Genomic DNA, 13850 nt, shown 5'->3' on the forward strand with positions numbered 1-13850 from the left:
CAATCGCTTTTGTCTCACGCAAGGAAATCCTCTTTGATCGATCTCTTTTCGGCAGTTTCGCTTGTGATGTCAACGCAATCCCTTAGACAACCTATAAGATGGTAGCAGAATGATGATTGCAATCTCGACTTTCTCATGACAGAGCGCAACTAAGCTTTCGTATTTTAAGCCTTATTCCAGTCAATCAGGAAACATCTTCGGGAAATATTCATGTCATTTTCTGCTGTTCATACAATCGAAGGCGATACAAAGCTGGGGCTGCTTCTGACCGCAGACCATGCTCGGCGCGATGTTCCTGCGGAATATGGAACGCTGGGCCTCGCCAAAAACCAGTTCGACCGACATATAGCTTATGATATCGGCGTTGAAGAACTCACCAAAAATCTAGCGGCCCGAATCAACGCACCTGCCGTAATGGCGGGTTTTTCACGTCTGCTGATTGATCCCAATCGTGGCGAAGATGATCCAACTCTCATCATGCAGCTTTCGGACGGTGCTGTCATATCGGGCAACTATCCCATGAGTTCAAAAGAAAGAGAACGCCAGCTTAACAATTTCTATCGCCCCTATCATGAAACAATTGGCCAGTTCAGTGAACAAATCAACCAAAATGCTGCCAGAGCACCCTTCATTGTCGCTATTCACTCTTTCACACCACGCTGGAAAAACACCACTCGCCCTTGGCATATAGGATTGCTTTGGGATAATGACCCGCGCGCTGTTACCCCTCTGCTTAAAATGCTCCGAGATGACCCTGATTTGATTGTCGGTAATAATGAGCCCTACGATGGCGCTTTGCGTAATGACGCTCTCTACCGACATGCAACGGCCAAGGGCTTCCCCCATGTCCTTATTGAAATCAGACAAGACCTGATAGCCGATAGCGCCGGGGCGGATCACTGGGCGAAACGTCTGGCACCAATGCTATTAAAGATAAACAATCTGCCAGAGGTGCATGAAATACGTCATTATGGCTCCCGCACGGATCACATCTGAATTTCATCGCCGACTTTGCGACTTATTTATTCACTTTGCCCGCTATCCACAGGGGCAAAATCAACAAAACCTGCCAGAAGGACAAAAAGCCCTTAAATTGGCCTCCGACTCGCCAGACAAACATTTGCAACTTTCGGTTCCTGCCGTAATCCATTAACTGAACGCAACTGTCGGCATAAATCGACTTAAATTGGAGAAACCCGTGAGCGACGACATCACCAATGAAGCCCAGACCATTGCCGTTGGCCAGCTTCGCGCATTCATTGAACGCATCGAACGTCTTGAAGAAGAAAAAAAGACCATCGGCGACGATATCAAGGAAGTCTATGCAGAATTGAAAGGTTCCGGGTTTGACAGCAAGATCGTAAGGACCATTATTCGCTTACGTAAAAAAGAGGATCATGAACGTCAGGAAGAGGAAGCCGTTCTCCAGCTTTATATGGATGCACTCGGCATGAGATAATTGGGAACACCTCTTCCATAATCTTGCGTGAAACATAATTACGCAATCAAAGAAGACGATGAGCCAGCGCAACTGGAAGGCTTAGCCTTCCAGTTCTTCCCTTAGCAATTCCAGCTCGAGCCACTCTTCTTCCATTGCTGAATGTTCAGCCCGCTTTTTCTCAAGAAGGTCTGCCGTCTTAGCAAAAAGCTCCGGATCTTTGCTGTAAAGCTGTGGGTCAGCAAATCTTTCTTCAAGCTTAGCTATTTCTTCTGCCAGAGTTTCCATTTTGCCCGGCAGGGTTTCAAGCGCAAATTTTTGCTTATAGGAAAGCTTGCGCTTTTCCTCGCGTTTTGGCTGGGCAATAGCGCCAGTTTTTGCCTCGCTGCGATCAGCTCCCGCCTTCACATTTCGCCGCGCTAGCGCTTGCTCTTTACGCTGCGCCATCATGTCAGCATAGCCGCCAGCATATTCGAGCCAGTTGCCGTCACCCTCGGGTGCGATCACCGAAGTCACGGTACGATCAAGAAAATCGCGATCATGGCTCACCAAGATTACCGTACCCGGAAAACCTGCCACGAGTTCCTGCAAAAGATCGAGCGTTTCCATATCGAGATCATTGGTCGGCTCATCAAGAATGAGCAGGTTGGCTGGCCGGGCCAACACACGCGCAAGCATCAGCCGTGCCCTTTCGCCACCCGAAAGCTCACGTATCGGTGTGCGAGCCTGTTCCGGCTGAAAGAGAAAGTCCTTCATATAGGATACAACATGACGCTGTTCGCCATTGACAATCAAGCTCTCTCCGCGCCCATCTGTGAGATAATGCGCCAATGTGTCGTCGAGATTGAGCCCCTCGCGCTTCTGGTCAAGCTCAGCAATTTCCAGATTAACACCGAGCCGCAGGGTTCCCGCATCCGGTTCCAGCTTCCCTGTCAAAAGCGATAGAAGCGTCGTCTTGCCAGCGCCATTAGGCCCCACAAGTCCAATACGATCACCGCGCTGCACACGTATGGAAAAGTTCTTGACCAGCTCGCGCTCACCAAAGGCTTTGCACAGTCCTTTTGCCTCAATAACAAGCTTGCCCGATTCTTTGGAATCGCTTGCGGCCATCACCGCGCTGCCCTGCGCTTTGCGATAATTGCGAAATTCGGCGCGCATATTATGCAGTTCACCCAACCGGCGCATATTGCGCTTACGCCGTGCGGTGACGCCATAACGCAGCCAATGTTCTTCCCGGGCGATCTGGCGACCAAGCTTATGCAAATCCCGCTCTTCTTCTTCGAGAACCTTATCGCGCCATTCTTCGAAATGAGCGAAACTCTGCTCGATGCGTCGGGTGACCCCACGATCAAGCCACACGGTCGAACGACTGACATTCTCTAAAAATCGCCTGTCATGCGAAATTAATACAATCGCGGAGCGGATTTGGCGTAACTCATCTTCCAGCCATTCGATCGTGGTCAGATCCAAATGGTTGGTCGGCTCATCCAGCAATAGTACATCCGGCTGCGGTGCAATCACCCGTGCAAGGGCAGCCCGTCGCGCCTCCCCACCTGAAAGGTGCTCGGGCTTTTCCTCACCGGTCAGCCCCAGATGTTCAAGCAGATAGGACACCCTATAGAGATCATCCGCAGGCCCAAGCCCTGCTTCAACATAGGCGCGCACATTGGCATAATTGTCGAGATCCGGCACCTGAGGGAGATAGCGTATTGTAGCGCCAGGATGTTTAAAAATATCACCCGATGTCGGCTCTACCATTCCAGCCGCAATTTTTAGCAAAGTAGATTTGCCCGAACCATTACGTCCGACCAGCGCAATACGATCGCCTTCGCCGACAGAAAGTGCGGCCTCTTCCAGCAGCGGCGTGCCGCCAAAGGTGAGTTTAATTTCATCTAATCGAAGAAGCGGTGGTGCCATGGTTCTCTTTGCAATTGTCGATAAATATTTGTCCGCTTGTCGGCGACAATTTGGATTCTGTCAAATGCTGATACAAAAACAAACAGGCTGGGAAATCCCAGCCTGCTCAAAAATTCGTTTTCGCTTAGCTTAGTCACATGGCGCTTAGTCACATGGTGCTTAGTCACATGGCGCTTCGTAAATACGACCGCGATTATCACGGTAGCGACAGTACTGAACACCATTACGGGTCTGGGCTGCACCAACCAAAGTACCAGCAACGCCACCGATAGCTGCACCGGCAAGTGCACCACGGCCGCTACCTGAAATAGCACCACCTGCGAGTGCGCCGAGGGCTGCACCACCAACACCGTAACCGGCTGTCCGCTTTTCCGATGTCGTGCATGCTGTCATCGAAAGCGCAGCGACGCCGATAATTGCGATCATGGAAAGACGTGATTTCATGAAACAATCTCCTGTTAAGAGCTGACCGACTTTGTGTTCCCAATTTCGGCGTGAGTAGACGATCCGCTTAGACCTTACAATACAAATTGCGTGTAATCGTCAAGACAATTCAAACGGTAATGTCATCATCCACCGCGAGAGCCTATACCAACTTCATACTTGCAACAAGTATTGCTAGGCCGGAACGCATAGATAGCTGAAGGGTTCCATCTACCACGTTGGAAACTGTCCACGAAGATCCAAACGGCACACTCACATTATTTAACGGCCATTGAGCATTTGTGATCGTAAGCCCTTCTAAAGCCGTGAAATTTATCACGCTAAACAGACAACCACTATCAAAATCATAAGTAAAATTACCGGGAACGAGTGGCCACGCTTCCTCAATTCCGCTGGTAAGAAAAAGCTGTCGCCCTTTTGCCGCCTGACTGGTCGCCATGGTTAAATGCAGCAATGTGTGATCGGTGCGCTCTCCACCAAAAGCACCCGCCATAATGACTTTTGTGGCTCCGCGCGCATAGGCTGCTTCAAGGGCGAGCTCACCATCTGTCATATCTTTGGCTGCCGGAAAGCTTTGCTTTGGCACATGAGAAAATTGCTGGCTATATTCTTCGGTGGTGGAATCAAAATCACCCAACCAGAGTTCCGGCTCAACCCCAAGCCCCCGCGCATGGCGGATGCCCCCATCGGCTGCCAATATGCGTGAACCAGAGATCTGTCGCCTTAGTCGTTCAGTGACGACCAGATCGCCGCCCAAAAGTATAACAAAACTGCTCATAGCCGCTAATATCACGCAGTAACGAATACCGAAAGCCTTGATCAGGCGACACTCCCCTTGCCAGAAAAGTGTAAACCTCTATTATCTTCAATGCTCTAACGGGGTGCCATCCAAACTGAATGGCTGAGAGACCGTAACCGGTCAACCCGCTGAACCTGATCCGGTTTGTACCGGCGGAGGGATTAGATGCCGCTCTTGACGGAATGCGGCGCATGCTCCCACCGCAGATAAGAAGGAAGTGCCCAATGCGGCTTTTATCTTTGGTGGCTCTGTGTGCTACATTTGCTCTGGCATCCTTTGCACAGGCCAAAGAAAAACTAACCATTTATACCTATGATAGTTTTGTCTCTGAGTGGGGACCAGGGCCAAAAATCAAAGAGAACTTTGAGAAGGAATGCGATTGTGAACTTGAATGGGTCGCATCCGCTGATGGTGTCGCACTTCTCAACCGCCTGCGTCTGGAAGGCGGAACCCCCAAAGCTGATATCGTATTGGGTCTTGATACAAATCTGGCAGCAGAAGCTCGCGCGAGCGGCTTTTTCGCACCAAGCGAGGTTGATAAGTCCAATATTAATATCCCCGGGGATTTTAACGACGATATTTTTATTCCCTTTGATTACGGTTATTTCGCCATTGTCTACGATTCCGAAAAACTGCCCAATCCGCCGCAGAGCCTGAAAGAACTGGTCGAAGGCGATCCTTCGCAGAAAATCGTAATTCAAGACCCACGAACCTCTACCCCCGGACTGGGAATGTTACTTTGGATAAAAGCGGTCTATGGGGATGAAGCAGCCGATGCATGGCAAAAGCTCCAGCGCCGAATCCTCACCGTTACTCCAGGTTGGTCGGAAGCCTATGGCCTTTTCACAAAGGGAGAGGCGCCAATGGTTCTTTCTTATACAACTTCCCCCGCCTACCACATGATCGCCGAAGATACTGACCGCTATAAAGCTTTGGCCTTTCCTGAGGGGCATTATCTGCAAATCGAACTGGCCGCACAAACCACAACGGGAGCCAAAAACCCGCTCGCCCAACAGTTTCTTTCTTTCATGACCGGGCCCGGCTTTCAGGATGTAATTCCGGAAACGAACTGGATGTTACCGGCAGGTAAAACGTCGCAGCCACTAAACGAAGCTTTCAGTAAGCTGCCCCAGCCTGAGAAAACGTTGTTATTTTCACCTGAAGAAGTGGCTGAACACCGCAAGGCATGGATCGATGAATGGCTAGCGGCCACTAGTAAATGAAGCGGTTCACATCAGCTCATAGGAATTCAAGACCTCTCGCGATAAAGCCTATCGCGGGAGTTTTGGCGCTTATTGCTCTGGCTTCACTGGTGGGTGGCTCCTTATTGGCGCTGGCATTGGAAGCAACTAGGTTTGAAACTGGGTTTTATTTCGATGCCTACTTGCTTCGTGTAGCTCGTTTCACGATTTTTCAGGCCATATTATCAGCTCTGCTTTCAGTTTTATTCGCCATTCCGGTTGCACGCGCGCTCTATGCGCAAGCAGATTTTTTCGGCCGCAGCTTCATTTTACGGCTTTTTGCGCTTCCTTTAGCTCTGCCTTCACTTGTAGCCGTGTTGGGTGTTACCAGTATTTATGGCCGCAATGGTTTCTTCGCTCAACTTCTTCAGAGTTTTGGCTTTTCATATCAGCCAGATATTTATGGACTGACTGGCATTTTAATCGCCCATATTTTTTTCAATATGCCATTAGCGGTCCGGCTGATTTTGGCAGCCTATCAATCTATTCCTGAAGATTATTGGAAGCTATCAGCCCAGCTTGGAATGGGAAATCGTGCACGTCTATGGCTGATTGAATGGCCCATTATCCGCCGTAGCCTGCCTGGCATGTTGGGGCTGATCTTCATGCTCTGCGTGACCAGTTTTACCACTGTGCTCACTTTGGGCGGTGGGCCCAAAGCAACAACGCTTGAAGTAGCAATTTATCAGAGCCTGCATTTTGATTTTGATCCTGGTCGCGCAGTTATTCTCACAATCACGCAGCTAGCATTAACATTGCTTATATTCTTTTTGCTTCGACTGACCCATCGTCCGACGGAAGAAGGCTTTACCCTTGCGACCAGCCTACGGCGCTACAATAAGCCTTCGCAAAAAGAACGATGCTTTAATATCGCGCTTATTCTTGTTGCTTTTCTCTATGTCACTTTGCCCATTGCCGGAGTTGTGCTTTCCGGCCTTGCCGCCGATTTGAGCCGATTATTGCGCGAACCCGCCGTCTGGAATGCCATCAAAACGAGCGTAAAACTTGGGTTTTCCGCCGCGATGCTATCAGTCATCCTTTCGCTTGCGCTGGTGATGGCACGTGAAGCCACTCGCAATCAAAGGCTGGCCAATCTGTTTGATACCGGTGCCAGTCTGATCCTCGTCATGCCTCCGATTGTTATCGGAGCTGGCTGGTTCATTATGCTGCGCCATTTGACAAATCCTTTTGATATGGCGCCGATCATGGTCATTACAGTCAATGCGGCAATGGCAATGCCTTTTGCCGTCAGACTATTGCGTCCGGCATGGGACACAGCCGCAACCCGCCACAACCGCATCTGCGCACAGCTTGGCATAGATGGATTTAATCGCTTCAGGCTGATCGACTGGCCTTCAATACGCAAACCAATAGGAATGGCTTTTGCTTTTGCCATGGCCTTGTCTTTGGGGGATCTCGGTGTAATTGCGCTATTTGGCAGTGACGCATTGCAAACCCTTCCCTATTTATTGCTCCAGAGAATGGGAAGTTACCGCACTTTTGATGCCGCGGGCCTTGCGCTCATTCTTGGGGTGCTTTGCTTGAGTTTGATGCTGATTGCCGATCGAGCCGCCGGTTGGGAAAGAAAAACGTGATGAATACACCTTCCTCCGCAGACATGTCGCTTGCAGACGTTCGCTTCAGCTATGGCGAAACGCTCATGCGCTTCAACGCAAAAATTCCCAGCGGAACCCTTGCTGCTATTATTGGTCCCAGCGGTTCGGGTAAAACAACCCTGCTTAATCTCATTGCAGGGTTTGAGACCCCGGATTCCGGCAGCATCAGCATCGGTGGAAAAGACATTATCCGTCTGGCTCCTGCGCAAAGGCCGGTTTCGATGGTGTTCCAGGAAAACAATCTTTTTGCGCATCTTACTGTCGAACAAAATGTCGGAATTGGACGGGTGCCGAATTTGAAACTCACCGAGGACGACCGGGCCGAAGTTGCACAAGCACTTGTTCGCGTAGGTCTAGCAGGCAAAGAACAGCGTAAGCCCGAAGCCCTGTCAGGCGGAGAACGGCAACGTGTTGCGATTGCGCGTGCATTGGTGCGCCATAAACCGATACTGCTTCTGGACGAAGCATTCGCTTCATTGGGTCCGGCGCTTCGCCTTCAAATGCTAGACCTGATCAAGCAACTGCACAAAGAAACCGGCATGAGCGTTTTAATGGTAACACATTCACCTGAAGATGCGCTTTATCTTGACACGTTTTTGCTGTTTATCCTGAATGGCCGGATCACTGAAATGGGAGCAGCACGCGACCTCCTATCGCCGACAGGGCCGGATGCGATCAAAAATTACATTGGCGAACGCCCTTTCAGACCGGCATAGACTTGCACCGGACAATTTATTTCTCGCATTCGGTTTAAAGTCGCCTATTTGATGCATAAGTGCTGCTTGTGCCAACTTGCATCTGTCGTTAAATTTGCGTCTAACCTAAGCCAGCTCAATTGCGAGGATAAAATACTGTTCCGTCACTTGCCCTCTCTTCGGGCCACGCTGCGTCTCCCCGATACCCGAGCAATAAAGACGCATAATTGGCGGAAACCAGCCATTGGCCTGGGCTTGCTCTTGGCTGCTCTTACGCCAGCCTGTCAGTCTATCAATTCCAGCAGTGATTTGGGGCTTCAGCCTTCCTCCAATCCGGTCACGGTTGAAAATGTCTCACGCCACGATCGGCTTGCCCAATTGGGTGCCCAGCAACACCCGCGCATTCTGGAAACCTATGGTGGGGAATATAAAGATGCGAAGCTTGAACGTATGGTCGCAAAGATTGTCGGTAAACTCACCACGGTTTCCGACAAACCAGATCAGACCTATCGCATCACAATTCTTGATTCGCCCAATATTAACGCTTTCGCTTTGCCGGGCGGCTTCCTTTACGTGACACGCGGCCTACTGGCTCTGGCAAATGATTCGTCCGAAGTTGCTGCAGTTATTGCCCATGAGATGGGTCATGTCGTCTCCAATCATGGAATTTTGCGTCAAGAAAAAGAGGCCGAAACTGCTATTGCCGGGCGTGTGGCTAGCGAACTGCTGCAGAATGAAGCCGCAAGTCGTGAAGCCGCCATCCGCGGTAAGTTGCGGCTTGCGCAATTCTCTCGCAATCAGGAATTACAAGCCGATGCTATCGGTATAAAAATGATTGGTGAAGCGGGCTATGATCCCTTTGCCTCAGCCCGTTTTTTACAGTCGATGGAAGCTTATACCAGTTTCCGTTCCGTCTCAGGCGCAACGGATGAACGGCTCGATTTCCTGGCAAGTCATCCAGCGACGCCCCAAAGGATCGAATTGGCACTGCGCCATGCCCGCCGCGTCGGCGCACCCGGCGTTGGCGATGCAGATCGAGATTCTTTTCTCAATGGTATTGACGGAATTTTATATGGAGACCGCCCAAGCGAAGGCTATGTTCGCGACCAAAGTTTCATCCATCCGAAATTGGGCGTGACTTTCCGTCCACCTAACGACTTTACCATCGATAATTCAGCCAACGCAGTCATGGCCAGCGGCCCGGGCGAGATCGCAATCCGCTTTGACGGCGCATCATTACCAGCCGGCTCAAGCCTGACCGATTACATCCGTTCCGGTTGGGTTAAAGGGCTCGAAGAAAATTCCATTCGCCCCACGACGGTCAACGGCCTACCGGCAGCGACTGCCCGCGCCAGCGCAGATCGTTGGCAATTTAATATCGTCGTGATTGGAGTGGACAATAAAGTATATCGCTTCCTTATCGCCGCTCCTAACGGAAGCCCGGCTTTAGAGTCGGCAACCCAAACAGTCACGCAATCTTTCCGCAGACTATCGGAAAGCGAGCGCACCGCCATCAAGCCATTGCGTATCCGCGTCGTCACGGTAAAGCCGGGCGATACTCTGGGCAGCCTAGCGGCACGCATGCAAGGCGCCACGCGCAAACTTGAGCTGTTCCGCCTGCTTAATGCCCTGCCCGCCGGTGCCGCTGTTTCCGTTGGCGACCGTGTAAAAATAATCAGCGAATAACCATCGAAAGTCATAAAATGGAAACGCGCATAATCGCTCTCCTCGCAGGTCAGATTGAGCCGCTCGGCCCCCGGCAAGCCCCAAGCGCGATCAATAAAAAGCCCTTTGAAGGCAAAATGCGTATTTTGAGCGAAGGGCTCGAATTCGATTTCCAAGGCGATCGGAAAGTTCACGGTGGACCAGAAAAAGCCCTACATCATTACCCCTACGATCATTACGCTATTTGGCAACAGGAAATTGGTGACATTCCTGTCCTCGCAGCGCCCGGAGCTTTCGGAGAAAATATTTCCACCTCCGGTCTGACTGAACATAATGTGGCGGTAGGAGACCGCTTTCGCCTGGGCTCAGCCCTGATCGAAGTCTCACAAGGTCGCCAACCTTGCTGGAAACTCAACTTTCGTTTCGATGTGCCAGATATGGCGATCCGCGTCCAGAAAACAGGCCGCTCCGGCTGGTATTATCGTATTCTGGAAGAAGGGATAGCCGAAACGGGTGATGCAATGGTACTTGTGGATCGCCTCTCTCCAGAGTGGACGCTCCATCGCCTGTGGCATCTACTTTACGTAGACACTCTCAATTATGAAGAACTAGCTCTAATGGCCGAAATCAATCATCTTGCTGACGGCTGGAGAAAATACGCCCTACGCCGCCTCAAAAACCGCCAAGTCGAAGATTGGTCTGCTCGGCTAACGAACAGCGATTAGTATTTGGCTATCAGCCCTAGCGGCCCAGAGGTTTACGCCTGATACGCCGCCATCTCATGTTGGTCGAGCAGAGCGATTTTCAATTTTTCAATAGCTCGGCTTTCGATCTGCCGGACTCGTTCTTTCGAAATTCCAAGCTTTTGACCAAGAGCTTCCAGAGTGATTCCTTCGTCTTCCAGTCGCCGCTCCCGGATAATATGCAATTCCCGTTCATTGAGCGCATCAAGCGCAACACGCAACCAGCTAACCCGGCGCTCCATATCTATAACGCTCTCCACAACCTCATCCTGCAACGGGTTTTCGTCTATGAGAAAGTCGATCTTTTGAGAACTTCCTACCTCATCCCCGTTCATAGACGCCGACAAGGAACTGTCCGGACCTGAAAGCCGACTATCCATGAATTCCACATCGCGTGACGAAACCCCGAGCTCAGCAGAGATAGCCTTATAGATCTGAGCTTTACTCATGGCCTGGTCTTCTTGCGCCAATTTCGAGCGCAAACGGCGAAGATTGAAGAACAGCGCTTTTTGCGCAGAACTGGTTCCTCCACGAACAATCGACCAATTGCGTAATATATAGTCTTGCATCGATGCTCTAATCCACCAAGACGCATAGGTAGAAAACCTTACTTCGCGCTCAGGTTCAAAACGCGCAGCCGCTTCCAAAAGGCCAACATAACCCTCTTGGATCAGATCATTCATTGGCAATTTATACTTGCGAAAACGTCCTGCCATGGAGATCACTAGCCGCATATGGGCCGATGTGATTTTGTGAAGCGCATCCGGATCTTGCTTCTCTTTCCACCGCACAGCCAGTGCGCGCTCTTCGTCCCGCTCCAAATAAGGAGCAGACATGGCGCTTCGGATCATAGATTGAGAGGACGCGGCGGGAGTCGAATCATCGTTGGGAATAAGAGCCTGTCGGGCTGGTGGAGGAGCGGAGGAACTGCTCATGGATGACGACTTCATCTGGCTCTCCTGTTCTGGACTTCTACGCTACCAAGACTACGTTTATTAAAATTCCCCTGCCTAAATCTGCTATGAACTCCTATTCAACTCCGTATGAACCTGAACTTCCGGCCAAAAGTGCCCGAACAAGCTCGTTGAGATTGGCAGTAATTGGACAACGCACGATAAGCATTGAGGTTCCACCCGCTTTCAAAAGCTCGCACAATCACCCGGCAAATAACCGCCACCAGCTCCGAAAAAGAAAAAGCCCGGACTAAGCCGGGCTTTGATCTAACCTGTTTCAACAGATGCTTACGCAGCTGCGACTTCGCCTTCGCTCTCACCTTCGAGCTCGGCTTCCGCCTTGCCACGCTTCGGCCCTTTAGCCAAATTCGCTTCAATCAAACGAACCGCTTCAGTATCGGAAAGCTTATTGACGGCTGCGATTTCGCGCGCCATCCGCTCAAGCGCAGCCTCATAAAGCTGGCGCTCCGAATAAGATTGCTCAGGTTGATTTTCAGCACGGTGCAAATCACGCACAACTTCTGAGATTGAAATTAAATCACCGGAATTGATCTTTGCATCATATTCCTGCGCACGGCGTGACCACATAGTGCGCTTCACACGTGCACGGCCTTGTACAACCTTCAGCGCGCGTTCGACATAATCAGTCTCTGACAGTTTGCGCATGCCGATGCTTACTGCTTTTGCGACGGGCACCTTAAGTCGCATCTTATCTTTATCGAAATCTATAACAAAAAGTTCCAATTTGTGGCCGGCCACTTCCTGCTCTTCAATGGCCACAATTTGCCCCACACCATGCGCCGGATAAACAATCGATTCTCCGGTTTTGAAACCCTGACGCGCTGGGGATTTTTTCTGCTGGGATGACATACGCTTCAATACTCCCTGTTGTGCCCGGCCGACCAGCCGGTTAACACATGACATCAACCGCACCATAGGATAGACGTGCGGAAGTCAGTTTCTAATTTGAACTGGAACATTTCTAAAAAGCGCAAAATTATATACTGGGAAATATTGCCTAGAAACGGATGCGAATTCGCAATCAAACGTCCCTGCGCCATATGACCCAGTAAAAAAAGCTGCCTTTCAGAGATTAACGCATTTGCGCCACGAGTTGACGTCCAGTCATTGAAATTGTCTCATTGCAAGATAACACAATTTCGCGAAAGAATCAACAAATTGGCAAATATGTCGCAATCACGAGATAATAGCGTTTTTCGCGCTGTTTTAATGATGTCTTTCGTAGAGAGGCTGGCCCGTCTGTCAGTCACCTGTTCCCGGAGCGGACGAGAAAAATTGTTCAAATTTGCCCGGCACGCCGTCCATTTCCTTGGCTTCAGGAAGCTCTTCTTTTTTGGTCGTCAGGTTCGGCCACTTAGTTGAATATTCTGCATTAAGCTCAAGCCATTTTTCCAATCCCGGCTCAGTGTCGGGGCTGATTGCCTCCGCCGGGCATTCTGGCTCGCAGACGCCGCAATCGATGCATTCGTCCGGATTGATGACGAGCATATTCTCGCCTTCATAAAAACAGTCTACCGGACAGACTTCGACGCAGTCCGTATATTTGCAGCGAATGCAATTATCGGTCACGACATAAGTCATCGTCCAACTCCTATTGCCACCCTTATCGTCAGGGAATGACTTTTTCTAGATTTGGCCATTCGATCTTTTGATCGAAGTTCGGAACATTCAATGAGGGGGGACGCACAGCCGCGAAATAACAACTGTCATCTTCTTCATCCCGGTTGAGGTAGCGATTTTATCACCCCGTGACAAGGGCCCAATCGCCGCAACCGGAATATCTTTTGGACCTTTAAAACAGCGTTCCGCATGCTGAGCGTCAATCAGAAATATCTTTTACATATCTGAGAAATCTCGCAACTTTGTTACAGTTTCAAAAACAGAAAATTCGGCTGAAACGAGAAACTTTTGAGCAATCGCATGCCAAAAACTCAAATATCGCGCAAACGATCCGTTTCGCGACGTTGTTTCTTCGTCGGTCTCCCGCTGCCGCTCTCGCGCTGAGGCTGCATGAATAGTTGCGATTCGGAGCGTGTAGGCGCAGGTGGCGACAGATCTTCATAAAGAAGCTGTGCCTCCACCGCGGGACCGCGTCGCTCGCCAAGTCCACGAACCTTATAAACCAAGATCCGCCGGTCCAAGGTAATGGTCAGAACATCTTCTATTTTCACCGGATAAGACGGCTGATCGATCTTATCGCGATTAACGCGCACTTTACCGCCAGCGGCGAGTTTTGCCGCCAGCGTTCTCGACTTGACCACGCGTGCAAAAAACAGCCACTTATCAATTCGCTGCCTTGCAATCGCTTCTCCGCTCAT

14 protein-coding genes and 1 riboswitch are annotated in these 13850 nt (G+C 50.5%); of the genes, 7 read left to right on the forward strand and 7 right to left on the reverse strand.

Translation table 11 applies throughout. The features are described from left to right. Positions 1-210 precede the first annotated feature (210 nt). Entirely contained in the window at positions 211-996 is a 786-nt protein-coding gene (locus tag C7374_RS07710) for an N-formylglutamate amidohydrolase (protein ID WP_111575048.1), read from the forward strand. A gap of 202 nt (positions 997-1198) precedes the next feature. After that, entirely contained in the window at positions 1199-1459 is a 261-nt protein-coding gene (locus C7374_RS07715; protein ID WP_111575049.1) for a DUF2312 domain-containing protein, read from the forward strand. Between the two features lie 81 nt (positions 1460-1540). Here C7374_RS07715 and C7374_RS07720 read toward each other — a convergent pair whose 3' ends face one another. The 3 genes from C7374_RS07720 to C7374_RS07730 form a co-directional block, all read right to left on the reverse strand. Then, on the reverse strand, positions 1541-3355 hold the full coding sequence (locus C7374_RS07720; protein ID WP_111575050.1) for an ABC-F family ATP-binding cassette domain-containing protein: 1815 nt from the start codon (positions 3353-3355) through the stop codon (positions 1541-1543). 159 nt (positions 3356-3514) lie between these two features. After that, positions 3515-3799: a glycine zipper domain-containing protein gene (locus tag C7374_RS07725; protein ID WP_111575051.1), complete on the reverse strand. Its 285-nt coding sequence runs from the start codon at positions 3797-3799 to the stop codon at positions 3515-3517. Between the two features lie 142 nt (positions 3800-3941). Further along, positions 3942-4577 carry a thiamine diphosphokinase gene (locus tag C7374_RS07730; RefSeq protein ID WP_111575052.1) on the reverse strand — a complete coding sequence of 212 codons (636 nt, stop codon included), beginning with the start codon at positions 4575-4577 and terminating at the stop codon, positions 3942-3944. Between the two features lie 89 nt (positions 4578-4666). Then, a riboswitch (TPP riboswitch) is annotated at positions 4667-4776 on the forward strand. A 46-nt stretch (positions 4777-4822) separates the two neighbouring features. On the opposite strand from C7374_RS07730, the gene thiB reads away from it, so the two are divergent. The 5 genes from thiB to C7374_RS07755 all read left to right on the forward strand — a co-directional run bounded on the left by thiB (position 4823) and on the right by C7374_RS07755 (position 10540). Beyond that, a complete protein-coding gene (gene thiB / locus C7374_RS07735) occupies positions 4823-5821 on the forward strand; it encodes a thiamine ABC transporter substrate binding subunit (RefSeq protein WP_111575053.1) in 999 nt (332 codons plus the stop codon). Next, positions 5818-7434, forward strand: coding sequence for a thiamine/thiamine pyrophosphate ABC transporter permease (thiP, locus tag C7374_RS07740; RefSeq protein WP_111575054.1), 1617 nt, complete (start codon positions 5818-5820; stop codon positions 7432-7434). The genes thiB and thiP overlap by 4 nt, the downstream gene beginning before the upstream one ends. Beyond that, the gene (gene thiQ, locus C7374_RS07745; RefSeq protein ID WP_111575055.1) at positions 7434-8171 is read left to right on the forward strand and encodes a thiamine ABC transporter ATP-binding protein; all 738 of its coding nucleotides are present in this window, start codon (positions 7434-7436) and stop codon (positions 8169-8171) included. Before thiP ends, thiQ begins: the two co-directional genes overlap by 1 nt. 192 nt (positions 8172-8363) lie before the next feature. Next, on the forward strand, positions 8364-9836 hold the full coding sequence (gene cdlP / locus C7374_RS07750; protein WP_280969592.1) for a cell division protease CdlP: 1473 nt from the start codon (positions 8364-8366) through the stop codon (positions 9834-9836). A 17-nt stretch (positions 9837-9853) separates the two neighbouring features. Beyond that, positions 9854-10540 carry an MOSC domain-containing protein gene (locus tag C7374_RS07755; RefSeq protein ID WP_111575056.1) on the forward strand — a complete coding sequence of 229 codons (687 nt, stop codon included), beginning with the start codon at positions 9854-9856 and terminating at the stop codon, positions 10538-10540. A 32-nt stretch (positions 10541-10572) separates the two neighbouring features. On the opposite strand, the gene C7374_RS07760 is transcribed toward C7374_RS07755, so the two are convergent. From C7374_RS07760 to C7374_RS07775, 4 genes are all read right to left on the reverse strand, one after another. Further along, positions 10573-11508, reverse strand: coding sequence for an RNA polymerase factor sigma-32 (locus C7374_RS07760; protein WP_111575057.1), 936 nt, complete (start codon positions 11506-11508; stop codon positions 10573-10575). A gap of 291 nt (positions 11509-11799) precedes the next feature. Further along, complete coding sequence (locus C7374_RS07765; RefSeq protein ID WP_111575058.1) at positions 11800-12381, reverse strand: CarD family transcriptional regulator; 582 nt, start codon at positions 12379-12381, stop codon at positions 11800-11802. 393 nt (positions 12382-12774) lie between these two features. Further along, positions 12775-13113: a ferredoxin FdxA gene (gene fdxA, locus C7374_RS07770; protein ID WP_111575059.1), complete on the reverse strand. Its 339-nt coding sequence runs from the start codon at positions 13111-13113 to the stop codon at positions 12775-12777. Positions 13114-13463: 350 nt separating this feature from the next. Then, positions 13464-13850, reverse strand: coding sequence for an RNA-binding S4 domain-containing protein (locus tag C7374_RS07775; RefSeq protein WP_111575060.1), 387 nt, complete (start codon positions 13848-13850; stop codon positions 13464-13466).

Origin of the sequence: Falsochrobactrum ovis, assembly GCF_003259955.1 — a bacterium.
Lineage (GTDB): Bacteria > Pseudomonadota > Alphaproteobacteria > Rhizobiales > Rhizobiaceae > Brucella > Brucella ovis_A.